The sequence below is a fragment of the Halomonas sp. AOP5-B2-8 genome, from assembly GCF_052376475.1.
Classification (GTDB): domain Bacteria; phylum Pseudomonadota; class Gammaproteobacteria; order Pseudomonadales; family Halomonadaceae; genus Vreelandella; species Vreelandella casei.
On record NZ_JBQSVS010000004.1, the window covers coordinates 107,506 to 130,565 of the forward strand.

The window sequence follows — 23,060 nt, forward strand, 5'->3', positions numbered from 1 at the left end:
TGCATTTAAAGCGTTCGGCTAAGCCCAGTGATTAATTATAAGTTTTTGAATTTTAATTTCTTTTCCTTTTATTCACCATTTTGGTACATGGGTTGCGCTATGTTACTACAGTCCCGCCTAACCTATGTAACGGAGACACCTCATGGAACTAACCCCGAGAGACAAAGACAAGCTGCTGCTGTTCTCAGCCGCCCAATTGGCGGAGCGCCGCAAGGCACGTGGTTTAAAACTCAATTACCCGGAAGCGGTGGCGCTTATCAGCTTCGAGATTATGGAAGGTGCTCGGGATGGCCGCAGCGTGGCGGATTTAATGAGCTATGGCCGTGAAATACTTAGCCGTGAAGACGTAATGGAAGGCGTTGCCGAGATGGTTGACGAAGTCCAGGTAGAAGCCACGTTTCCGGATGGCACCAAGCTGGTCACTGTGCATACCCCCATCAACTAAGCGCCCCTCTTGGAGAAGATACGATGATTCCTGGTGAGTATCAGTTAAAAGAGGGCGATATCGAGCTGTGCGTGGGGCGTGAGCGCATTACGGTAGACGTTGCGAATACCGGTGACCGCCCCATCCAGCTAGGCTCTCACTATCATTTTGCAGAAGCCAATCCCGCGCTCATTTTCGATCGCGTCAAAACCCGCGGCTTTCGTTTAGACGTGGCAGCAGGCACGGCGATTCGCTTTGAGCCTGGCCAGACCCGTGAAGTCACGCTAATTCCGTTTGTCGGCAAGCGCGAAATTTATGGCTTTCGTGGCGAAGTCATGGGCGCGCTCGACGGAGGTAAACAATGAAACCGACCAACAAGATCAGTCGGCGAGCCTACGCCGATATGTACGGCCCTACGGTGGGCGACCGGGTTCGCTTAGGCGATACCGAGCTGTGGATTGAAGTCGAAAAAGACGCCACTCACTACGGTGATGAAGTGAAGTTCGGCGGTGGCAAAGTGATTCGCGATGGTATGGGCCAAAGCCAGCGTGTTGATGACTCGGTGATGGATACCGTCATCACCAACGCGCTGATTTTAGACTGGTGGGGCATCGTTAAAGCCGATGTAGGGCTGCAAAATGGCCGTATCGCTGCGATTGGCAAATCTGGCAACCCGGACGTACAGCCCGATGTTGATATCGTGATTGGTCCCGGTACTGAAATTATTTCAGGCGAAGGCAAAATTCTTACCGCTGGCGGCATCGACTCGCATATTCACTTTATTTGCCCCCAGCAGGTCGAAGAAGCATTGATGAGTGGCATCACCACGATGCTAGGCGGCGGCACCGGGCCGGCTACCGGTACCAACGCCACGACCTGTACGCCCGGCGCATGGCATATTGGTAAAATGCTGCAAGCCGTTGATGACCTGCCGATGAATATCGGCCTGCTGGGGAAAGGCAATGCCAGCCTGCCCGAAGCGCTTGAGGCCCAGCTAGAAGCGGGTGCCATGGGCCTAAAGCTCCACGAAGACTGGGGTACCACGCCGGCCTCCATTGATAACTGCTTAACCGTGGCGGAAAAGTATGATGTGCAGATTGCTATTCATACTGACACGCTAAACGAGTCGGGTTTTGTCGAAGACACCCTGGCAGCCTTTAAAGAGCGCGGTATTCACACCTATCACACGGAAGGGGCGGGCGGCGGCCACGCGCCGGATATTCTGACCGCCTGTTCGAAAGAGTATGTGCTGCCGTCATCCACCAACCCGACACGGCCCTACACGATCAATACCATCGACGAGCATCTCGATATGCTGATGGTGTGTCATCACCTCGACCCTAATATTCCTGAAGACGTGGCGTTTGCCGATTCGCGTATTCGCCGCGAAACCATTGCCGCTGAAGACATTCTGCATGACCTTGGCGTGATCTCGATGATTGCCTCAGACTCCCAAGCCATGGGGCGCGTAGGCGAGGTGGTCTGCCGTACTTGGCAAACCGCGCATAAAATGAGAGTACAGCGCGGCTTACTGCCAGAAGATGAAGCGCTGGGCGCCGATAACTTTCGCGCTAAGCGCTATATCGCTAAATACACCATCAACCCCGCGATCACGCACGGTATTGCTCATGAAGTGGGGTCGGTGGAAGTGGGTAAACTGGCTGACTTAGTGCTGTGGAAGCCTGCTTTCTTCGGCGTTAAACCGGCACTGATTTTAAAAGGCGGCATGATTGTGGGCGCGCCCATGGGCGATCCCAATGCGTCAATCCCCACACCCCAGCCGGTTCACTACCGGCCCATGTTTGGCGCTTTCGGCCGTGCCACCAGTCAAATTCGACTCAACTTCGTTAGCCAGGCCGCGCTAGATGCCGGTATTAAGGAGCGCCTGGGCCTGCAAAGTACGCTGGCTGCGTGTAAAAACGTGCGCGGCGTGCGTAAAAAAGATATGAAGTTGAACGATGCGTGTCCTGAATTAACCGTGGACCCGCAAACCTATGAAGTGCGCTGTGACGGCGAAATTTTAACCTGCGAGCCGGCCACCGAACTGCCGCTGGCCCAGCGCTATCACTTGTTTTGATTGAACTATTATCCGGGGCGCCGGGGATAGGCCTACGAGAGGGCGCTGTGAATACGTCCGTGTACGCTACTTTTGCCATCCATGGCAAAAGACCCTCTCTACTGCCTACCCCCGGCACAGCCGCACCGAGCGAGAAAGGACGCTAGTCATGCTAAAACTGATAGAACGTTTAGGGCCGATAAACGAGAGCGCTGCTAGCGATACACTAACGCTGCCCTTTGAGCTGCGAATTCGTGGACGCCTGAAAGCCAAAAGCGACAGTGGCCGTGAGCTTGGGTTGTTTTTAGATCGCGGGCCGGTACTGCGTAGCGGCGAAGGCCTAAAAGCCGAAAGCGGCGAAGTGGTACGCATCTGCGCCGCCATAGAACCGGTGGTTACCGCGCGAGTGAGTACTGGCTTACCGCTAGCGCGACTGGCCTATCATCTGGGTAATCGCCACGTTCAGTTAGCCTTAGGTGACGATGAAAAAGGCAGCTGGGTGCGCTTCCCGCCAGATCACGTGCTGGAGGAACTAGCCGTGCTGTTGGGCGCCACGCTGGAGCACCATGACGCGACCTTCGACCCAGAGCCGGGCGCCTATAGCCAAGTAGGCGGTGGGCACTCCCATGGCCATGCGCACGGCCACGACCATGTGCACGATCACGATCACCACCATGCCCACTGAGCAAACCGCATCCGCCGGGCAGCACGACGATTTAGCGCTGTTGGGGCTGATGCAACTGGTTAGCCCGGCGTTGCCCATCGGGGCATTTGCTTTCTCGCAAGGCTTGGAAAGCGCATTTGAGCTTGATTGGGTACGGGATGAGGCCAGCCTGACTGAATGGCTGTGCGGCGTCTTGGAAGATGGCATAACACGCTGCGAACTACCGGTACTGGCACGGCTGCACAAGGCCATTGATGACGCAGACCGTGATTCAATCGCGCAGTGGGATGAGTGGCTGGCCGCCACGCGGGAAACGGCGGAGTTAGCCGCTGAAGATAGCCGCCTGGGCGCATCGTTAAAGCGCTTGTTGGGCAGCTTAAATCTGATGCCGAGTGAAGACTTACTACCGCCCTTGTTACCGGCCCACCCAGGCTATGTGACGCTATTTGCCTTTGCGGCCCACTTGCGTGGCGCGTCTATTCGGCAAATGTTGCTCGGCTTTGCCTGGGCGTGGCTGGAAAATCAGCTAGCCGTGGCCTGCAAAGCGCTACCGCTTGGTCACACCGCTGCGCAGCGTATTATTGAGCAGCTGCGCCCCGCTTTGGTTGATGCCGTTGATCATGCGCTGACGTTATATGACGACGAGCTAGGCCCTGTGCTGCCTGGGTTGGCGCTCGCCAGCGCATTACACGAAACGCAATATTCACGCCTGTTTAGAAGCTAACAGATTCACGTTTTGTAGACGTTAGATAGCTCAGCAGTTAATCCGCTTATTGAGGACATGTTATGACGCACTGTTTACGTATTGGAGTAGGCGGCCCGGTGGGTTCCGGTAAAACGGCGCTGCTCAAGCAGCTTTGCTTAGCGCTGCGCGATTATTACGATATTGCCGTGGTCACTAATGATATCTATACCCGCGAAGATGCCGATTTTTTGCTCAAACACGATGCCCTGCCTGCCGATCGCATTTTGGGCGTGGAAACCGGCGGCTGCCCGCATACGGCTATTCGTGAAGATGCTTCGATGAACCTTGCCGCCATTGATGAGCTACAGGCGCGTCATCCTAAGCTTGAGCTGGTGATGGTGGAGTCGGGGGGCGATAATCTTTCAGCGACCTTTAGCCCTGAGCTTTCCGATCTAACGCTTTACGTGATCGACGTTTCTGCCGGCGACAAAATTCCACGCAAGGGCGGGCCAGGGATCACCAAGTCCGATTTGCTGATTATCAATAAAATGGATATCGCGGAACAGGTGCACGCTTCGTTAGACATTATGGCGCGAGATTCTAAAAAGATGCGCGGCGAGCGCCCCTTTGTATTTACCAATCTTTATGATGGGGTGGGGCTTGAGGAGATCATCCGCTTTATTCTCGATAAAGGAATGCTTGACGAGCGTCGGCCTGATGTTGCGGCAGCCCTATAAACAAAAAAGCCGCCCTGACCAGGCGGTTTAAGTGGTCAGGGCAACTGAAGAATGTGGTTAGCTGCTTGCTAAAAACGGGCCATCCTTGGCCACCACCTAAGTAGATTGGACGACTAAGGTAATGCACACCTTAACCCATGTTATGAAACCTACAATTGTTAGCTAAATAACTGCTTACACAGTAGAAAAATACCTAAAGTGGGCAAAAATGGCACATATAAGGCCTTCAGTTTAGGGGCTTTCGCGTTAGCCATCCTGTGCATAGGCAGCTGTTGTAAGAGGGCGGTGATAGATCAAATGACGACCTGGGCGTGCAAAGCCAGCCAGCAGTAAACCCGCCTCGCGGGCCTGTTCCACCGCCAGCGCCGTGGCCGCAGAGACAGCGACCAGTGCACCAATGCCTGCGCTGGCACACTTGTGCACCATCTCGTAGCTAGCCCTACTTGAGACCAGCACAAAGCCTTCATCAAGCAGCACCCCATCGCCGGCCAAGGAGCCGATCAGCTTGTCTAGCGCATTGTGGCGGCCAACATCCTCGCGTAACCGTTGAATTCGTCCATTTAAATCGCACCAAGCAGCACCGTGGCTGGCGCCAGTCACCGCCTGTAACGGCTGGTGAGCGAGTAATTCGCCCAGGGCATGCTGAATAGCCGCGTCGCTCAGCGCTGGCGCAATCACATGGGGAATCGGGCTAATCGCTTGTTCCAGGGATTCGGTGCCGCATAGACCGCAGCCGGTGCGGCCGGTCAGGTTGCGGCGGCGCTGTTTGAGTTCCACCAGTCTTTGGGTCGAAATTGTCAGTTGAACGGCCAGCCCATGCTCTTCCTCACGTAGTTCCATGTCGTAGCACTCGTGCGGATGGGCAAGGATACCTTCAGAAAGGCTGAACCCCAGCGCCAGGTCTTCCAGGTCGGTAGGGCTGGCCATCATCACCGCGTGGGAGATACCGTTGTAGACCAGCGCCACCGGTACTTCCAGTGCCAGCATGTCCTCCTGAGCGTTGGCATGCCAGCCGCTGGCATCGTGGCGTACCTCCATTGGCTGATACGCCAAGGCGGCCTCTGGTGGAGATGACGAGCTTTTTGGGCGCTGTGCGTTCATGGTGTCTCCTGCTAAGCCCGACCAAGCCATCCTGGGCTTGGTCAAAGGCATTGAAGGGGAAGGGCTGCGGTCAGTAAATTCCAACGCTGCTAACGCCCTGACCAGCCCATGAGTATCGGCACGTAAACGACCAGCAGCAGCACGCCAATCAGCCCCAATAAGTACGGCACGATGGCGCGGGTGATGCGCTCAAGCGGCAGCTGCGTGATCGATGACGCCACGTAAAGGTTAATCGCCACCGGCGGGGTAATCATTCCAATGGAAAGCCCCACCACAATGATCAAACCAAAGTGAATAGGATCAATCCCCAGCTGAAGCACCAGCGGCAGCAGTACCGGCGTGAGAATAATCAGCGCGCTGGCCGTTTCAATAAACACCCCGGTGAGCAAAATAACGCCGACCACCAGCAGCATAATCACGTAGGGGTTGGTCGAGAGCGACAGCACGGCTTGGGCAATGGCGCCCGGCACCTGCCAGCTGGAGAGCGTCCAGCTCAGCACCGCTGACATCGCAATCACCAGCATAATCACCGCCGTGGTCATCGCAGAGCGAATCAACAGCTTATAAACCTGCACCAGCGTTAGGTCACGATACACAAGCAGCGATACCAGCATGGCGTAATTGACCGCGACGACCGCTGCTTCTGACGGTGTGAATAGCCCCGTGAAAATACCGCCCAGGATGATCACCGGCGTCATCAGCCCCCAGCTGGCATCTTTAAAGGTGCGCAGAATAGTGGCTAGTGATAGCGGCGTACCTTTAGGGTATTGGCGCTTATAGGCCTGCGCAATGGCGATGGCCATTAGCCCTAATCCCATCGCGAGCCCTGGCAAAAAGCCGTTTAAAAACAGCTTGGATACCGACTGTTGGGCGATGACCGCATAGATAATCATCGGCACCGAGGGCGGAATGACCACGCCAATGGTGCCGCTCGCCGCGATCAGGCTAGCCGCCGAGGCCGGGTCGTAGCCCTTGCGTTTAAGCTCTGGTACTAGGCTTGAGCCTACGGCTGCCGTGGTCGCGGCCCCTGAGCCGGAAATCGCCGCAAAGAACATGCCCGCCATCACGGAAACCACCGACAGCCCGCCGCGCATAAAGCCCACTAGCGAATCGGCAAAGCTGACCAGTTTTTCGCTCACCTTACCCTGGGCCATTAAATCACCGGCCAGAATAAACATCGGGATCGCGACCAGCGCAAAGGAGTTAATGCCCTGGAACATCTGCTGGGTGACGACCATCAGCGGTACGCCCGACTGGTACAGGGCATACAGCGCGCTGGCGCCAATCGCAAAAGCGATCGGCACGCCCAGCAGCATAAACAGGAAGAAAAGCCCAAATAGCAGCAGCGTCATAGCGGTTCCTCCTGGTGATGGGAGGTCTCGCCGTTAAGCAGCAGCTCTAGAATATCGACCAGCGCATACCATGCCATAATGGCCGCGCAGATCGGCATCACCGCATACACATAGGTCATCGACAGGCGCAGCGAGGCGGATTTCTGAAAGCTCTGCACCTGCATATAACGGTAGCCAATCACAATCAGCGTGATCATAAAGGCCAGCACGATGAGCAGGGCGATAACCCGTGCCGCTTGGCGCAGACGGCCGGGTAGGGCATCCACCGCAAAGGTCACGGCAATATGCCGCCCGCGCTGAAACGCCAGGGTGCCGGCCAAAAAGGTGATCCATACCAGTAGAAAACGGGCGACTTCTTCGGTCCAGCCGACGGCGCTAAATAGCACCCGAGAGACAATTTGTAGCGTGATCACGCCAATCAGGGCAGCCATGCCAAGGAACACGATAGGCTGGAGAATCTTATCCAGCCCGCGCTCAATGCCTCTTAATAGTGATAATAACGATTGCGACAAAGTGGCCACGTTACTGCAGCGCCTCCTGGATACGGGGGAGGTAGTCACCGAACTGACTGCCGTATTTTTCGTAGACCGGGGCTACCGCGGCCTGAAACGCTTCAATATCCGGCGAGTCGTTGATTTCCATACCGGCGGCTTCAAGGGCGGCTAACTGCTCGGCTTCCATTTCCGCATTTTGTTCACGTGCGTAGGCCGATGCCTCACGTGATGCCTCAAGCACTAAGGTCTGCACGTCTTCGGGCAGTGAATTCCACTTGGGCAGGCTCATAATAAACAGCGCCGGTGCGTAAATGTGGCGGGTCATGGTCAGGTAATCCTGAGTTTCCGCCAGGTTGAACGCATAGATCGCATTGATGGGGTTTTCCTGCCCATCAATGGTGCCTTGCTGTAGGGCGGTCAGTGCTTCGGTCCAGGCCATCGGCACGGCGTTGGAACCCAGCGTGCGGAAGGTATCCACATACACTTCGTTCTCGATCACGCGCAGCCTTAAACCATCAAGATCGTCAGGGGTATTAATCGCGTTGCGGCTATTGGTGATGTTACGAAAACCGCGCTCGGCGTAAGCCAGCCCTTTGAGATTGACGCCTTCCAGCTTGTCGAGGATCTCCTGGCCGATGTCACCATCTAACACCGAGTAGGCGGCTTCGGCAGATGGGAACAGAAACGGCAGCTCAAAAACGGAAAACTCATCAACGAAGTTAGCCACCGGCCCGTTGGTAATAACGCCCATATCGACGGTACCAATCTGCATACCTTCCAGCAGCGTACGCTCATCGCCTAGCGAAGCATTGGGGAAAATTTCGATGCTAATCGCGCCGTCGCTCTTTTCGCTGAGCAGTTCTTGAAAGCGCGTTGCCGCAATGTGGTAAGTGTCATCGCTATTAACAACGTGTGCCAAGCGCAGCGTGGTGGCGGGTAGCGTGTCAGCATGAGTGGCCAGCGAAAGCCCCAGAAGGCTGGTGCAAACCATGGCTAGCGTCGCGCGCTGAAGCAGCTGGTAAGGCATATTGGAACGTGTGGCGTTATCCACGTGATCTCCTTGGAGTGGGCAGTTTTTTATAGTGAGACAAGGGGCTATCTGTGACAGGGGCGTCACCTATAGCATATTGGTTTTAGCGCACAAATAAATGATTCTACTCCTGTGATTCATCATAGAAAGAAAAAAAGTGCTAGAACGCGGGCTCAAGAGGTAATCCTATCGACACCAGAAACGCGATAGGCAAAGATCGGTCAAAAGTGGATGTTTTTGGCAGGAGAAAGTTTGCTGATCAAGCCTCGCGCTTGATCGGCACTAAGTGATCGAAAATCCACGTGAACACGAAGGTGAAGACCAGGAAGAAAACCAGTAGCGCCACTTCCATTTTAAGTGCATCGAGCGGCCCCACTTGGTACCACCACATGAACAGAGGGATTAAAATGATGACCAGGCCACCTTCAAAACCAACGGCATGGGCAACACGCAGGCCAAGGGAACGGGCCTGAATACTGCGGCTCATCTCCCACCGTTCGAAGAGCGTGTTATAGATGAAATTCCAGACCACTGCGGCAAGGGAGCTTGCAGCTGCAACTGGTAGCGAACTGTGTGCTTCACCCCCGTTGAGAGCCATGAGAAGTAATGTCGCAAGAGCGATTGCGAATGTTTCAAAAACTACCACGTAGGTGGCCCGGCGAGCGAGTGGAGAGAGAGTCATTTACATTCGATCCTGCTTGATTGAAAACTTGCGACATTAGGTATGTCAGTATATAAATACGACCGTATTTTAACAGGGTGAAAAGGGAAATAGTATGGCTAGGCCGAGATTGATCGATCGTGAACAGTTGCTCGATTTGGCGGAAGGTGTGATTGCCAGCGGAGGCGCCGCTTCGTTGTCGTTCGGATCATTAGCTAAAGCAGCTTCCTTGTCGAAGGCAAGTGTGCAGACAGTCTTCGGCACCCGCGAGGCGATGGTCGAGGCGTTACTGGCGAGGTGGATGGTCCGCGAGGCTGAGGAGTACCAAGCCATTCTCGGGGATAACAGAACTGCTGATGCCCGTTTGAAAGCCCACCTCCAGTCTACACAACGAGAAGAGAGTCACGTCGGCAGGACCGTCTCCGCGATGCTCGCCACACTAGCAAGCAGCGGCTACGCCAGCTCAGAAATGCAGAGCTGGTACCGGGTTCGCATAGACGATCTGGACGCAAATGATTGGGAGAGTCGACAGCGCAGACTTGCCTATTTGGCGGCAGAGGGCGCATTTCTTCTACGCAACCTCGTTGGTTTGGAGATAGACGACGATAAGTGGGCGTTAATCTTTCGCGACATCGAAGAGATGGTCGGCTGAAGCAGTTTCGCTTCCATTATGTCCTAGCCGCCTTGCATACCTATCATCGTCGAAGTGTAATGACATAGTGAATTTGGCCCGGAATACATCAGTGCCACCCTGGCTGCTTGGGCAAAGAAGCAAGAAATGACAATGGTCTTTATTCAGCCCGGAAAAACCCGTAACTCGCCAGATTGCTCACTGCGCCGACTGGCCATAATAGGAACAGATAATGGACACGCTGATTAACGATCTTTTAAACATCGTAGGCAAAACAGGTGTGCTGCTAGGCGACGATATCGCGCTGCGAAGCGTCGACTGGTTCACCAAAGCGCCTTGCGAAGCGAAAGCGATCATCAGACCGCAATCGACCGAGCAGCTCAGCCAAGTCATGGCGAAATGCCATGCCGCCAAGCAGCCGGTGGTGACGCACGGCGGATTAACCGGCATCGTGCACGGCGCCGTGGCCAGCCCCAATGAGCTGGTGGTATCGCTAGAGCTGATGAATCAGATTGAGACTATCGATGCGATCGGTTCGACGATGCAGGTACAGGCAGGCGTGACGCTTCAGCGTGTCCAGGAAGCTGCCCAAGAGATCGATATGCAGTTTGCACTCGACCTGGGTGCGCGTGGTTCTTGCACCATTGGCGGCAACATCGCTACCAATGCAGGCGGTATCCGGGTTATACGCTACGGTATGATGCGCCAGCAGGTGCTGGGGCTAGAAGTGGTATTGAGTGACGGCACCGTGGTGAGTTCGATGAATACCATGCTGAAGAATAACGCCGGCTATGATCTTAAACAGATGTTCATCGGCAGCGAAGGTACGCTAGGGATCGTTACGCGCGCCGTGCTGCGCCTGCATCCCAATATGCCCAGCGAGCAAACGGCCCTGGTCGCTGTGCCCTCGTTTGACGCGCTGACATCGCTGCTGAAGCTCGCATCTAAAGAGCTTGCGAACAGCCTGAGCGCCTTTGAAGCGCTGTGGAACAATCACTACGCGTTGATGACCTCTGCAACCACCAAACATACGCCGCTGTTGGCAACCGACTCACCGTTCTATGCCATCATCGAAACCCTGGGTTCGGATGAAAAACAAGAAGCCGAGGCGTTCGCCCGCGTGCTAGAAAAAGCGCTGGAAGCTGGGTTAATCACCGATGCCGTGCTGGCTAACTCCAGTACGCAGCGTCAAGGTATTTGGGATGTGCGCGAGGATATCGAAACGCTGGTGCATGAGCTTAATCCCATGTTCTCCTACGATATCAGCCTGCCGATCACGCACATGAATGAATACGTAACGGCATTAGAGGGCAAGCTAAACGCGCAGTGGCCGGAAACCGGCACGATGGTCGTGTTTGGCCATTTGGGCGATGGCAACCTGCACATTATGATTACGGTGCGCGATGCCAGCCCGCACAGCCGCCGCGAAGTGGAAGAGCTGGTGTACGGTTCGCTAGTAAAATACAACGGCTCGATTTCCGCCGAGCACGGGGTGGGGCTTGAAAAACGCGACTACCTGGCGCTTTCACGCTCGCCAGAAGAAATCGCGCTGATGAAGCGCATGAAACTGGCGCTAGACCCTAAGAACCTGCTCAATCCAGGCAAAATTTTAGCCTGAGCGCGATATGTAATAGCTGCTTTAATCTAAGCCAAAGGCCACCAAACGGTGGCCTTTGGCGTTAATGGATCAATTGATTCCTAAGGTGCTGCTTACTCGCTCAGCGCTTCGCGAATACGCGGTAGGTAATCGCCAAACTCCTGGCCGTATTTTTCATAAACAGGCGCAACGGCGGCTTGGAACGCTTCAATATCCGGCGTTTCGTTGATCTCCATGCCTGCTTCGCGCAGCGCTGCTAGTTGCTCGGCTTCCATCTCGGCGTTGACCTGACGCTCATACTCCGCCGCTTCCTGCGCAGACTCTTTCAACACCACTTGCACGGGCTCGGGTAGCTGATTCCAGACCGGCATGCCCATCACAAAAATAGCCGGTGCGTAGGTATGGCGCGAAAGCGTCATGTAATTTTGAGTTTCATCGAGCTTGAACGAATGGATCACGTTCACGGGGTTTTCCTGCCCGTCGATCGTGCCCTGCTGCATCGCGGTGAGGGCTTCGGTCCAGGCCATGGGAATAGCATTGGCGCCTAGCTCACGGAAAGTGTCGGTATACACCGGGTTTTCCATCACGCGAATACGCAGGCCATCAAGATCTTCTGGTGCGTTAATCGCCCGCTCGCTGTTGGTCAGGTTACGAAAGCCGCGCTCGGCATAGGCCAAGCCTTTCAGGTTGACGTCTGATAGCTTATCCAGCAGCTCCTGGCCAATCGGGCCATCAAGCACTTCATAAGCGGCGTCTGGCGAGGGAAACAGGAACGGCAGTTCAAACACCGCCATTTCTTCAACAAAGTTGGCCACCGGCCCGTTAGTGATCACGCCCATATCCACGGTGCCGATCTGCATTCCTTCCAACAGCGTGCGCTCATCGCCCAGCGAAGCATTGGGGTAGATCTCAATATCCACCTTGCCCTCGGTGCGCTCTTCCACCAGTTCTTCAAACTTAGTGGCGGCGATGTGGAAACCATCTTGCTCGTTGACCACGTGGGCCAAGCGCAGGGTAACGGGGTCCATATCCGCAAAATCAGCGGCGTTCGCGGCGCTAACTAACGCCAGTGAGATGCCCAATGCCAGCGTGCTGCGTGCAAATATTTTCATTTTATTATGTTCCCAGTGTACGAAGGTGAGAAAGTGCCTACGAAGCATGCACCAGAGAAAGGAAAAGGGTCAATTGACCAAAGGACTCAAGCGGCTTACGGCTGGACACATCGCGCCCGCACGGTTACGATACGCACCCACAAGCGCCCGTAGCTCAGTTGGATAGAGTATCGGCCTCCGAAGCCGAGGGTCGCAGGTTCAAATCCTGCCGGGCGCGCCAAATTGTTAAAAAAGGGGCCTGCGAGAAATCGCAGGCCCCTTTTTTTGTTGTGTGTCAAAAAAAGAAAATTTTGGTAAGAATATCAACAGCTTTCATTGAATTTTTTGTTGGATGTCTTATTTGTTATAGGCTCAGTGTAGGCCTGCAACCTATTCTTGTGATGCACTGTAATTACAAAAATGGATCACGGAGTATTGGTTGCAGAGGGATTAAGCATTAGGGCTTAGTATCATGAAGTAACACTTTGTTGAAAGAGGTCTCTGCAAGGCAGACTGCGAGACTACTTATGTCCTGGTTTGGTGAGGTGCTTTGTTTGTGGGCAGTTACAGGAAATACCTCTGCCTTGAATTGCTCAAAGGACTTGTACACAGAATTTTTTTCTTTAGCTGATTTAGTCATTTTTTAACCCCTTGAAATAGTTCTCAAAAAAATGTTGGTTAAGTTCTCTAGGAAAGTATAGCTTTCTTTTCACCCAAACCATACCATCACCTTTAGATATAACTGCTACATCTATTGGACCGCCAACCGTCTCCAAAGATTCAGTCATGCGACGCTTGAATGCGGTTAAATTTACCAACGACTCAGCCATTGCCGCAAGCTCATCTTTAGGAAGAGCTGTAACCATATTAAGAACTGGAGAAACATGGTTGTCACTTATATGTTGTTGTAATAAGTTTATGAAATCCTCATGAAGTTTTTTTGTGTCTTCTCTTAATTTATCTTTTATCTTTTTTATTGTGCTATTATTGCCTTTTAAGTCTTCATCATTTAATAGTTCTGGGAGCCTGTTGAAAATATGGTCAAGATAAGAATTTATAAGATTTGTAACTGACGGGTTCATCCCATTCATGAATGCAGCAACCATATCTTCCTGTGCAAACGCAATTATACTGCAATCATTTCCACCTTGAACTTTATATGATTTTTCAGGGATTTCTCTGAATTTCAATCTTCCGTCTATTACTCCTTCTATTTCATAAGTTAGTATGGATGGATATATTTCTTTTTCTCCAAACCCTGAAATAACAATGCCTGACGTTCCATTTGCGTATATAGATCTTGTGTGAAGAAGTGTAGCTATATCATTTAGCTTTGTAACTAAAGGCGTTTTTATTTCAAGTTTTTGGAACACTAAGTCTGAAATTTCTTTGAAAATTTGCTTATATTTGGATTTTACAGTCTTTTCAAAACTTGCATCAGCATCCTTTACGATATCTAGTTTTTTGAGATGCTGATGATGATCGTTGATTATTGTTTCAAGCAAAGAGTATGTTGTATTGGCGTCAACCTCGCCCTGCTCTTGTAATATTGGATGAATTTTTTCAAATAGTTCTTCTCGGATCATTTCAAAATAACCAAGAACGTTTGATCGAACCCATGACTCTTGGCTTGAGTCGGAGAAGTATTCTTTATGCGTCTTTATAAATTGAATGAAGTCGTTTCCATACTCTTCTAATGTGTCAAAGCTTTTACTCCCTAAGTTTTGTCTAGCTGTTTTTATTAATGTTTCCCAAGGTACTTCTAGCAAATTAGCATTCCCATAGATCATAATTCCAACAGGATGCAACTTAGATAAAGAAAAAAGCTTAATGGCTGAATTGTATATTTTTCTTCCACCAATGGTTACCGCGCTATCTGCAGCTAGCGCGACGCCACTTCCATTAGCTATTGCAACTTCTGCTGTCATTGTAGCTCCTTATTAATTGTAGAGTGTTAGCTTAGAGATGATGATTTTCATATTCTTATTTTAAATTAAAGTGTATGAGTGTTAAGCAGCTTTATACATGTATGATCCTGTTTTTAAAATGATGAAGCTGCTTGAGTGATTCACTCTAATTTTTGCCTTTATAGAGCAATAACAATGTATGTGCCTATCAGATTTTTCGAAAATCTCTTTTCAAGCCGTTAGCTTTGTTTGGTCTCAATATTAATAGATTGCATTTTTATCTTTTTTCATATGATCAGTCAAATTTACATGTCAAATTTACATTACCACATACTGCTTAAGAGGGACGAGCTTTGTAAGCTTTTCTATTCAACGTTTCACTTCACCCAATTTTCGGCCTTAATGTCGCCAAAAGATGCAATCACGAGCCTCATAAAGCATATTTTCAGTTTTGGCGAGGCTTGAGTTTGATCTTGTTTGTATAAATTCGCAGACATGTATGTTCATGCTTAAGCAGTAATCAGATCGCTGACGGTCACAGGTAAACCCCGGCAAGACTTGAAAATCCAAAACAGGGACCTACGATTGCTCGTAGGTCCCTGTTGCGCGTCACCTAATCCTCCGGTTTCAACTCTGCCTGCCTAGGTGGGCTACCTACCCGTACTTCGCTGAGATCCTCATGGGAGAGGCCGCGGTAAAGCGAGAACATCATGATAAAGACCAGAATAAACATCGGTAGGCCGACAACGGTGATGACCTGCTGAAGTGCAGTCAGCCCGGCATCGCCTGCCAGAACGATGAGCATGGCAGCCAGCATGCCTTCAGAAACACCCCAGAAAACACGTTGATGCCAAGGGCCAGGGTCGGCGCTGCCGGTACACAGCATATCGACGACCAGTGACGCTGAGTCCGATGAAGTAGCGAAGAAGATCGCGACGATCACCACCGCTAAGCCTTTAATCAATGTCGCGGCCGGGAAGTTATCAAAAAACGCGAACATGGCGAGCGGGATGCTTTCGGCGACAGCCGCTGACAATATGCCCGCTTGATCCCCCAATGCCGCTCGGGCAGCGGGCCCAATGCCGTCAATCTCCATTGCCGACCAGCCAAAGATCGCAAACCAGACCAGCGTAAAGATAGAGGGGGCGAACAGCACGCCAAGCACGAACTCGCGGATCGTCCGCCCGCGAGAAATCCGCGCCACGAAGATACCGATGAACGGTGACCAGGTGACTGTCCAGGCCCAGTAGAACACCGTCCAGCTGCCTTGCCAGCCCCAGGCGCCGCCTTCGCTGGAGTAACGTGCCAGCGTGTCATTCCAGAATGCCATGGGCAGCAGGTTGGTTATGTAGAGGCCAAAGGTTTCGACCACGGCACGTAATAGGAAAACGGTCGAGCCGGTAAAGAGCACAAACAGCAGCAGGCCAACGGCCATACCAATATTGATATTGGAGAGCAGTTTCACGCCTGAATCCAGCCCCGCCACGATTGACCCTACGGCCACGGTGGTAAGCACAGCGATGATCAGCACTTTTGTTATCACCGCATCCGGAACCCCCCACAGTTCCGTTAGCCCCGCATTGATCTGTTGGGTGCCCAGCCCGATAGAAACGGCTACGCCAAAGAGCGTGCCGAGAATGGCAAAGATATCGAGCGATTTACCGATGGGGCCGTAGATACGTTCACCTAAGAACGGATAGAAGACCGAGCTGAAACGCATTGGTAGGTTGTAACGATAGATAAAGTAAGCAAACGCCAGTCCCGGCATGGCGAAAATTGCCCAGGTATGTAGCCCCAGGTGATAAATCGCAAAGCTCATAGCATCGTCAGCGGCTGTTACAGAGAATGGCTCGACATCCGACCTTGGAGGATTGGCAAAATGAGAAATCGGTTCGGCGACGCCCCAAAACATCAGCACCGTACCGATACCGCCCGCAAACAGCATGGCGAACCAGGAAACGTTGGTATACGTCGGTTTCGCATCATTTCCGCCTAAACGAATCGCACCGTAACGGCTCATCGCCACCCACAGCAGAAATGCTACCCAGGTGGTTACCCCTAAAATAAAAAACCAACCGAGGTTGGTGACGATCCATTCACGCCCCGCGCCGAAGGCTGCGCCTATGGCGTCTGGCGCAATTAACAGCGCCACTAAAAACAGGATCATGATTCCGGCCGATGTGAAAAATATGGTGGGATCTGTCCTGAGGCCCAGCTTTCGCGCAAGTGCATCCATTGTTATAGCTCCCTATGTCTTTACGACTTTCTTTTATGACTTTCTTTACGACGCTGGTTTTCAAACCGGCCTTTAAAACACGCCCTTAAAACAACGTAGGAGCTATAGGGCGATTACGCCACGCCGGCAAAAAAATACGCGCTGCCAGCATCGCTTTCTGATGCTAATAGCGCGTCTATAGAGGCGCGTGCTGTTTTAACGACTCTCTACACGTAGAAGTCGAGGTCCTCTTGCGCTTTGAGCAGATCGCGCATCTTGATGGGGTCATCACCAAAGAAGAAGACCAGGCCCCAGTGCGTGCCGAAAGCAGACCGGTCAGGCACTGTCTCTTCCGTAGGCGCTACTAGCTCATGTGACTCGAAATAGGGGTGATCAACGCACTCTGTAGGCATTTCCAGTTTGCTGACAACACGACGGCGCGGGTAGACACCAAAGCAGCCTGCGTAACCCTTCGCATCGACCACTTCTTTAGGGAAGAAGGCTGCTACTTCCTCTTTCGTGCTTTTCGGATCGAACACTAGCATGGACGCCTGATAGGCATTGAAGCCGTAGGCTTTTTCGATCAGTTCAAATGCCTTAAACCCGGGTGGGCGGTAGGCCACCTCGCCAAAGTACATTTCACCATCAGCGGTGACGAAGTACTCGGGGTGAATCAAGCCAAACTTGATATCAAACGTTTTAATCAACAGCTCAATCTGCTTGGTGATCGCATTACGCCAGCTTTCAAGCTCTGCCGTCGCCGGTACGAATACCGAATAGCCCAACGTTACGTATTCAGAAATGTTTAGGAACTGGATTTTACCATCATGAATCCAGGCCTCAACGGCGAACTCCCAGCCATCCAGATGGCTTTCCATCAATAAGGGATATTCTTCGGCCGGAATGTTGTCGATTTCTTCGAGCGTGCGGATCATTCGGTGACCGAGGCAACCGGCTTTGTCGAACGCCTTCACGTGAATCGGATCGTTCGGGTCGCCATCCAGTTTGAGCAGCGTTTGGTTAACGCGCTTCATGAAGCGAACGATGTCTTCTTTCTCGTGCGCCTCTTCAAAGATACCAACACGGATACCGCCAAGCTGCGCGCGACGCTTCATCAAGGCCTTGTCACGGAACAGAATAGATTGACCAAACATGCGAGGGCTGTCGAGAAGGACGGAGTTGATCGCACCGGACCACTCAACGGTCTCTTCAAACAGCGGAATGGCGATATCGACGCCTTCTTCCTTCAACCTCTCGGCGATTTCCATGGACCGATCATTCAACCGGATAAAATCCCAAGAGATAAAAGGGATATTGTTGGCGGTGCAAAAATCCGCCGCCCACTCGGGGGCAATCACGATATAACGGCGGTCAAATTTTTGCGCCGCTTTAATGGCATTAATACTCCAGCCAAGCAGGGCGATATAGCCTTTATTGGGATCTTTGGGCGTCTCGGTGCCTTTAACCGAGTCCATTTCTGGATCACGCCAAGCCACTACTGATTCGGGCAACTGCTTTTCTGATGTTATCGACATTCAATGTCCTCCGTGCTGGTTGACCCAGGCTGACTGCGCGGCGGTTGGAGCGCACCAAATAGGCGCAGTCGCAGTCAGTCATGTTCAGAAGCGAGTGAGTAAACCAGCATTAGAAAAGTTTTAGCGCACCCGTGGTAACAAAGTTAGTTGAGATCGTTACAGTTAGCAATTAGGTTGTAGAGTATCTGTGGAATTAATGTAGAGGTTTTCTCGCTGCTGAGGAGAGGATTATTGTCTAAAGAGAACGGTATGACATACGCCGTTGCGTTACGCTTTGCAGCCCATCACTACTCTGCATTTGAATCCCATTTATTTAGAAAAATACTGCCTTATCAAACCTTTGAAGTCCGATAGCGTGCACTCATCTGTGCCCCCTGCCTACTGGGAATCAGCGTTTCGAATCACTCTTTTAAAGGCCTGCTATGAGGTGCCTTTTGATGTATAGAAAGTTGTTGTACAACCAGAGGTAGATTTTGTACGAGTTTTTGGTTTTTAATGTCTTATTATGTGTACCTGTACAGTTTACTTGTACACCTAGTGTCAGTTGCTGCAGCGGAGACACGACGATTACCAAAAGAGTGGTGGCTATCGACATTTGTGAGTGTTGTCATCGTCACTTAACGATAAAGGCGCTTAAAAATATGACCTCTACACGTTCCTCTACTGGGCGAGAAGCATCGATGTCGCCTGATCTATTTCCTCGTACTGTCATGTTGGCCGGTAATGATCCGGAAGCAACGCGCCGCAGCATTGAGGCCTGCTTCACTGCCACCTTCGATCGATATGAGTCACTGTTTACAACGCTTGCCAGCGAAGAGGCCTACCGGCGTAAGTCGATATCTCTTCGGCATCCGCTAATGTTCTACCTCGGACATACCGCGACATTCTTCGTTAATAAGCTGGTGTTGGCTAAGCTCTTACCTGCTCGAATAGACGCGAACATGGAGTCTATTTTTGCGGTTGGCGTCGATGAAATGAGCTGGGATGACCTCAATGATGCCCACTATCAGTGGCCGTTGGTCAGTGAGGTGATGGCTTATCGCGCGAAGGTTCGCGCCGCGGTGCTCGCTTTGATTCGTGAGCTGCCCGTTTCGCTGCCCATTCGTTGGGATAGCCCCTTCTGGCCTATCGTCATGGGGATCGAGCACGAGCGTATCCACCTTGAAACGTCTTCGGTGTTGATTCGCCAGCAGTCACTCGATCTGGTGTCACCACAGCCTGAGTGGGCGCCTATTCGCACCGCCGGTGAGCCGCCGGAGAACACTTTGATCACGGTGCCTCAAGGTGAGATGACGTTAGGCAAGTCGTTTGATGACCCATGGTACGGCTGGGATAACGAGTACGGTCATCACCGTGCCGACGTTGAAGAGTTTAAAGCGAGCCAATTCCTGGTCAGTAATAACGAGTTTCTGGAGTTTGTTGAAGCCGGTGGTTATTTGACCGACACCTTCTGGTCGGAAGAGGGGGTAGGCTGGCGCAATTTTGCCAAGGCGACCCATCCCACCTTCTGGGTGTGGAAAAACGAATGGCATCTGCGCTTGATGACCGAAGAGGTGACAATGCCTTGGGATTGGCCGGTTGAGGTCAACTTCCACGAGGCTAAAGCCTTTTGTGGTTGGAAAAGCGAACAGGCGGGTCAGCCCGTGCGTATGCCTACGGAAGATGAGTGGCATCGTTTGGCGGATGAAGCGGGTGTGTCCGAGCTGGAAAATGACGCGCCTGCCAATGCCAACCTGCATTTAGATCACGGTGCCTCTTCGTGCTCTGTAACGCGCTTCCAGCATGGCCAGTGGTTCGATGTAGTGGGCAATGTGTGGCAGTGGGTGGAAACGCCCACCTACCCGTTCCCAGGCTTTGATGTGCACCCGCTGTACGATGATTTCACCACGCCGACGTTTGATAACCAGCATAACCTGATCAAGGGCGGCTCCTGGATCTCCTGCGGTAATGAAACGCGGCTTAGCGCTCGCTATGCGTTTCGGCGGCATTTCTTCCAGCATGCGGGCTTTCGCTATGTTGTGTCAGACGCGGAAGTCACGCTACCCAGCGCTTATTACGAAAGTGATGCGCGCATGTCGGAGTACGCAGAATTCCATTACGGCGATGAGTGGTTTGGCGTTGCCAACTTCCCGCAGGCACTGGCAAACAGGGCATTAGCCAGTATGGCTGGCCGACCCAAGAAACGCGCGCTGGACCTGGGATGCGCCAGCGGGCGCTGCAGCTTCGAGCTGGCCCGTGAGTTTGAACAGGTAGATGGCGTGGACTTTTCCGCCAACTTTATTCGCCAGGGTGTCGAAATGGCGGAGCAGAAAGTGCTGCGTTATACCCGTGCAGAAGAGGGCGAACTGGTCACCTACCAGGAACGTACGCTGGCAAGCCTTGGGCTGGAAGGCGTGGTCGAACGCGTCAGCTTTCATCAAGGCGATGCGTGCAACCTCAAACCACAGTTCAGCGGTTACGATTTAGTAGTGGCCGCTAATCTGATTGATCGGCTGTATAAGCCTGCACAGTTTCTGCAGACCGTGCATGAGCGGATCAACGTGGGCGGCATCCTCATGATCGCCTCGCCCTACACGTGGCTGGAGGAATATACGCCGAAGGAGGAGTGGATTGGAGGAATCAAGAAAAACGGCGAAAATGTCAGCACCTTGGATGGCCTTAAGGCGTTGCTTGAACCTCATTTCCGGATGATTAACGATCCCGAAAAAGTCCCCTTTGTGATTAGAGAGACCATGCATAAATACCAGCACAGCCTCTCGGAAGTCACGCTGTGGGAACGTCGTTCCTAACGATATTTTCATGCCTGGGCGTGCCAACTCAGTGCCCAATGGCCCGGTTAATCGACACATGTTCGGTCAACTGGGCCAATAGGGTGCGGTAATCCTCCATTTTCAGAGAGATATTGCGATAAAGGCCGATGATAAGTGATTGCATGAACTTGCTCGTTTTTTAGTTAATCTAAACCGCAATGAGAATGCCGATTAACCCGTATCAAAATATTTTTTCTTTAGCGAAAATAGAGATAGCAAAAAATACTTAACAAGAGCAATATCCGAGTTAATTATTTGCAGTCAATGGACGGAGTTGGCTTATGCTTTGGTCATCAACATTAACAATCGACATAAAGGTCTACCCCTTACCGGTGGTCCAGAAAGCCGTTTATGCATTGGCAAATACGCTTTCTATCCTTATTCAGCAAACCGATACAGGTTTGCACCTTCTTGTCACTCCAGCAGATCATACTGCGCTCCCAACGGAAGCGGCGGCGCGGACCCTATTGATTAGAACGCTCAATGATTTCGCCTTGCGTGAGCAGGTTTTTAAAGAAACGTCCGGCATCCGTGAGCTACTTGCTCGCACCGCGCTTAAGGAAGCACGTGCTTGAGCGCGGTGCGCCAGTTGATTGCCAAGGAATCGAGCTATCAACTTTTGCCATTTCGTTTCATGCGCTTAGATGATGAGCAAAATGACAACGTTTTGATCACCGCCGAGACAGGCGAATACTTATTTGTAACTGAGCCGCAGTTAAGCCAGCTTATCTATAAGCAGATTGATTGTCATGGGGACTTGTACCGGAACCTGCTCGCGCGCCACTTTATTTATGAGCCTGGCATGCATGATCCGCTGCCAGAAATGGCTGCGCAATACCGTAGTCGTAAAGGCTTTTTATTCGGCGGACCCGCTCTACATATTTTTGTTGTAACGCTGCGCTGCAATCATACATGCCAGTACTGTCAGGTATCACGCGCTCCCCTGGGTAATGCTCGCCACGATATGTCCGCAGAGCATGCTGCCCTGGCAGTAGATCGTTTGTTTGAATCGCCGTCACCCGTATTAACTGTTGAGTTTCAGGGTGGCGAGCCGCTTCTGGCTTTTGATCGTATTCAGCAAGTGATTCAGGCTATTCAGCAACGTAACGAGATCGAAAAGCGCAACATCCAGTTCGTTATCAGTAGTACCCTTCATCAGCTGAGCGAGGAGATGCTCGACTTCGCTCAAGAGCATGACGTGCATTTTTCTACATCCTTGGATGGTCCGGCTTTTCTGCATAATGCCAATCGACCAACACCAACGAGAGACTCTTACGAGCGTACTCTTGAGGGTATACGCAGAGTACGGGAAAGGCTTGGTGAGGATAAGGTTTCTGCACTTACTACGCTGACTGCAAGAAGCTTACAGTATCCTGAAGCGATCATTGATGAGTATGTAGCACAGGGCTTTAACAGCATATCGCTACGCCCGTTAAGCCCATACGGGTTTGCCAAAAAGTCAGAGTTGCGGTTGGACTACCCAGTAAGCGAGTACATCGCGTTCTATAAAAAAGCACTAGCTTACCTCGTCAGTGTTAATTCCCAAGGGGCCTATCTTTCCGAAGGTTATGCCTCGCTACTGCTAACTAATATTCTGACACCATTTTCAACAGGCTACGTAGATCTTCGCTCGCCCGCTGGTGCTGGAGTTGGCGTACTGGTGTACAACTACGATGGTAGTGTCTATCCCTCAGATGAAGCTCGAATGCTGCTGGAAATGGGAGAAGACGGGCTTCGCTTAGGTGATGTTAGTCAGTCACTGAATGAGCTACTCGCGTCCCCGGTAGTTGATTTGATTCTTTCAGCAGGTGTTGCGGAGGCGCTGCCGGGGTGCTCGGATTGTGCTCTGGTTCCTTTCTGTGGTGCAGATCCTGTAGAGCACTACGCTCGCCAAGGTGATCCAATAGGCCATCGGGCATTTAGTGCCTTCTGCCAACGAAATATGAGTCTACTAATTCATCTGCTTGGTTTGCTGCGTGGGAATGATGAACAAGCCCAGCGTGTTCTATTATCCTGGATGTCGCGCCGCTCGTTAGCTGATCTCCCGTCTGCTGGGTATCGGGGGTGAGA

At 52.1% G+C, this 23,060-nt stretch carries 20 protein-coding genes and 1 tRNA gene; 12 read left to right on the plus strand and 9 right to left on the minus strand.

Annotated features, from left to right (window positions below; genetic code table 11):
- Positions 1–142: 142 nt before the first annotated feature.
- The 6 genes from ACT3RP_RS10620 (at position 143) to ureG (ending at position 4,566) form a co-directional block, all read left to right on the plus strand.
- The gene (locus tag ACT3RP_RS10620) at positions 143–445 is read left to right on the plus strand and encodes an urease subunit gamma (protein WP_096277280.1); all 303 of its coding nucleotides are present in this window, start codon (positions 143–145) and stop codon (positions 443–445) included.
- 23 nt (positions 446–468) lie between these two features.
- Entirely contained in the window at positions 469–789 is a 321-nt protein-coding gene (locus ACT3RP_RS10625; RefSeq protein WP_096277282.1) for an urease subunit beta, read from the plus strand.
- Complete coding sequence (gene ureC / locus ACT3RP_RS10630; RefSeq protein WP_096277284.1) at positions 786–2,501, plus strand: urease subunit alpha; 1,716 nt, start codon at positions 786–788, stop codon at positions 2,499–2,501. Before ACT3RP_RS10625 ends, ureC begins: the two co-directional genes overlap by 4 nt.
- Positions 2,502–2,649: 148 nt before the next feature.
- On the plus strand, positions 2,650–3,165 hold the full coding sequence (gene ureE / locus ACT3RP_RS10635) for an urease accessory protein UreE (protein ID WP_096277287.1): 516 nt from the start codon (positions 2,650–2,652) through the stop codon (positions 3,163–3,165).
- Positions 3,155–3,868 carry an urease accessory protein UreF gene (locus ACT3RP_RS10640; protein ID WP_096277289.1) on the plus strand — a complete coding sequence of 238 codons (714 nt, stop codon included), beginning with the start codon at positions 3,155–3,157 and terminating at the stop codon, positions 3,866–3,868. Before ureE ends, ACT3RP_RS10640 begins: the two co-directional genes overlap by 11 nt.
- Before the next feature lie 62 nt (positions 3,869–3,930).
- Positions 3,931–4,566, plus strand: a complete 636-nt coding sequence (ureG, locus tag ACT3RP_RS10645) for an urease accessory protein UreG (protein WP_096277291.1) — start codon at positions 3,931–3,933, stop codon at positions 4,564–4,566.
- 246 nt (positions 4,567–4,812) lie between these two features.
- Here the strand turns inward: ureG and fdhD are convergent, their stop codons facing one another.
- The 5 genes from fdhD to ACT3RP_RS10670 all read right to left on the minus strand — a co-directional run bounded on the left by fdhD (position 4,813) and on the right by ACT3RP_RS10670 (position 9,225).
- Positions 4,813–5,604 carry a formate dehydrogenase accessory sulfurtransferase FdhD gene (gene fdhD, locus ACT3RP_RS10650; RefSeq protein ID WP_096282243.1) on the minus strand — a complete coding sequence of 264 codons (792 nt, stop codon included), beginning with the start codon at positions 5,602–5,604 and terminating at the stop codon, positions 4,813–4,815.
- 152 nt (positions 5,605–5,756) lie between these two features.
- Complete coding sequence (locus tag ACT3RP_RS10655; protein ID WP_096277293.1) at positions 5,757–7,019, minus strand: TRAP transporter large permease; 1,263 nt, start codon at positions 7,017–7,019, stop codon at positions 5,757–5,759.
- Positions 7,016–7,540: a TRAP transporter small permease gene (locus ACT3RP_RS10660; protein ID WP_096277295.1), complete on the minus strand. Its 525-nt coding sequence runs from the start codon at positions 7,538–7,540 to the stop codon at positions 7,016–7,018. Before ACT3RP_RS10660 ends, ACT3RP_RS10655 begins: the two co-directional genes overlap by 4 nt.
- A gap of 1 nt (position 7,541) precedes the next feature.
- Complete coding sequence (locus ACT3RP_RS10665) at positions 7,542–8,540, minus strand: TRAP transporter substrate-binding protein (RefSeq protein WP_096282244.1); 999 nt, start codon at positions 8,538–8,540, stop codon at positions 7,542–7,544.
- Between the two features lie 262 nt (positions 8,541–8,802).
- On the minus strand, positions 8,803–9,225 hold the full coding sequence (locus ACT3RP_RS10670; RefSeq protein ID WP_096277297.1) for a PACE efflux transporter: 423 nt from the start codon (positions 9,223–9,225) through the stop codon (positions 8,803–8,805).
- A 109-nt stretch (positions 9,226–9,334) separates the two neighbouring features.
- Between ACT3RP_RS10670 and ACT3RP_RS10675 the strand changes: the two genes are divergently transcribed.
- Positions 9,335–9,856: a TetR family transcriptional regulator gene (locus ACT3RP_RS10675; protein WP_176483354.1), complete on the plus strand. Its 522-nt coding sequence runs from the start codon at positions 9,335–9,337 to the stop codon at positions 9,854–9,856.
- Between the two features lie 211 nt (positions 9,857–10,067).
- Positions 10,068–11,453 carry an FAD-binding oxidoreductase gene (locus ACT3RP_RS10680; protein WP_444671816.1) on the plus strand — a complete coding sequence of 462 codons (1,386 nt, stop codon included), beginning with the start codon at positions 10,068–10,070 and terminating at the stop codon, positions 11,451–11,453.
- 92 nt (positions 11,454–11,545) lie between these two features.
- On the opposite strand, the gene ACT3RP_RS10685 is transcribed toward ACT3RP_RS10680, so the two are convergent.
- The gene (locus tag ACT3RP_RS10685) at positions 11,546–12,544 is read right to left on the minus strand and encodes a TRAP transporter substrate-binding protein (protein WP_483393750.1); all 999 of its coding nucleotides are present in this window, start codon (positions 12,542–12,544) and stop codon (positions 11,546–11,548) included.
- A 143-nt stretch (positions 12,545–12,687) separates the two neighbouring features.
- Between ACT3RP_RS10685 and ACT3RP_RS10690 the strand changes: the two genes are divergently transcribed.
- Positions 12,688–12,764: transfer RNA gene (locus ACT3RP_RS10690), tRNA-Arg, on the plus strand.
- A 391-nt stretch (positions 12,765–13,155) separates the two neighbouring features.
- Here the strand turns inward: ACT3RP_RS10690 and ACT3RP_RS10695 are convergent.
- From ACT3RP_RS10695 to ACT3RP_RS10705, 3 genes are all read right to left on the minus strand, one after another.
- Positions 13,156–14,451, minus strand: a complete 1,296-nt coding sequence (locus tag ACT3RP_RS10695; protein ID WP_483393751.1) for a hypothetical protein — start codon at positions 14,449–14,451, stop codon at positions 13,156–13,158.
- A 592-nt stretch (positions 14,452–15,043) separates the two neighbouring features.
- Positions 15,044–16,666, minus strand: coding sequence for a BCCT family transporter (locus ACT3RP_RS10700; RefSeq protein WP_483393752.1), 1,623 nt, complete (start codon positions 16,664–16,666; stop codon positions 15,044–15,046).
- Positions 16,667–16,872: 206 nt separating this feature from the next.
- Positions 16,873–18,180, minus strand: a complete 1,308-nt coding sequence (locus ACT3RP_RS10705; protein ID WP_096277309.1) for an ATP-grasp domain-containing protein — start codon at positions 18,178–18,180, stop codon at positions 16,873–16,875.
- A gap of 641 nt (positions 18,181–18,821) precedes the next feature.
- Here ACT3RP_RS10705 and ovoA point away from each other — a divergent pair.
- From ovoA to hxsB, 3 genes are all read left to right on the plus strand, one after another.
- Positions 18,822–20,969, plus strand: a complete 2,148-nt coding sequence (gene ovoA / locus ACT3RP_RS10710) for a 5-histidylcysteine sulfoxide synthase (RefSeq protein ID WP_483393753.1) — start codon at positions 18,822–18,824, stop codon at positions 20,967–20,969.
- A gap of 302 nt (positions 20,970–21,271) precedes the next feature.
- A complete protein-coding gene (gene hxsD / locus ACT3RP_RS10715) occupies positions 21,272–21,565 on the plus strand; it encodes a His-Xaa-Ser system protein HxsD (protein WP_483393754.1) in 294 nt (97 codons plus the stop codon).
- Positions 21,566–21,570: 5 nt separating this feature from the next.
- Complete coding sequence (gene hxsB, locus ACT3RP_RS10720) at positions 21,571–23,058, plus strand: His-Xaa-Ser system radical SAM maturase HxsB (protein WP_483393892.1); 1,488 nt, start codon at positions 21,571–21,573, stop codon at positions 23,056–23,058.
- Positions 23,059–23,060: the final 2 nt, after the last annotated feature.

Coding starts and splice junctions, on each gene's coding strand:
- ACT3RP_RS10620 (WP_096277280.1), top strand. CDS start 143: ATGGAACTAACCCCGAGAGACAAAGACAAGCTGCTGCTGTTCTCAGCC.
- ACT3RP_RS10625 (WP_096277282.1), top strand. CDS start 469: ATGATTCCTGGTGAGTATCAGTTAAAAGAGGGCGATATCGAGCTGTGC.
- ureC (WP_096277284.1), top strand. CDS start 786: ATGAAACCGACCAACAAGATCAGTCGGCGAGCCTACGCCGATATGTAC.
- ureE (WP_096277287.1), top strand. CDS start 2,650: ATGCTAAAACTGATAGAACGTTTAGGGCCGATAAACGAGAGCGCTGCT.
- ACT3RP_RS10640 (WP_096277289.1), top strand. CDS start 3,155: ATGCCCACTGAGCAAACCGCATCCGCCGGGCAGCACGACGATTTAGCG.
- ureG (WP_096277291.1), top strand. CDS start 3,931: ATGACGCACTGTTTACGTATTGGAGTAGGCGGCCCGGTGGGTTCCGGT.
- fdhD (WP_096282243.1), bottom strand. CDS start 5,604: ATGGAGGTACGCCACGATGCCAGCGGCTGGCATGCCAACGCTCAGGAG.
- ACT3RP_RS10655 (WP_096277293.1), bottom strand. CDS start 7,019: ATGACGCTGCTGCTATTTGGGCTTTTCTTCCTGTTTATGCTGCTGGGC.
- ACT3RP_RS10665 (WP_096282244.1), bottom strand. CDS start 8,540: ATGCCTTACCAGCTGCTTCAGCGCGCGACGCTAGCCATGGTTTGCACC.
- ACT3RP_RS10670 (WP_096277297.1), bottom strand. CDS start 9,225: ATGACTCTCTCTCCACTCGCTCGCCGGGCCACCTACGTGGTAGTTTTT.
- ACT3RP_RS10680 (WP_444671816.1), top strand. CDS start 10,068: ATGGACACGCTGATTAACGATCTTTTAAACATCGTAGGCAAAACAGGT.
- ACT3RP_RS10685 (WP_483393750.1), bottom strand. CDS start 12,544: ATGAAAATATTTGCACGCAGCACGCTGGCATTGGGCATCTCACTGGCG.
- ACT3RP_RS10695 (WP_483393751.1), bottom strand. CDS start 14,451: ATGACAGCAGAAGTTGCAATAGCTAATGGAAGTGGCGTCGCGCTAGCT.
- ACT3RP_RS10700 (WP_483393752.1), bottom strand. CDS start 16,666: ATGGATGCACTTGCGCGAAAGCTGGGCCTCAGGACAGATCCCACCATA.
- ACT3RP_RS10705 (WP_096277309.1), bottom strand. CDS start 18,180: ATGTCGATAACATCAGAAAAGCAGTTGCCCGAATCAGTAGTGGCTTGG.
- ovoA (WP_483393753.1), top strand. CDS start 18,822: ATGACCTCTACACGTTCCTCTACTGGGCGAGAAGCATCGATGTCGCCT.
- hxsD (WP_483393754.1), top strand. CDS start 21,272: ATGCTTTGGTCATCAACATTAACAATCGACATAAAGGTCTACCCCTTA.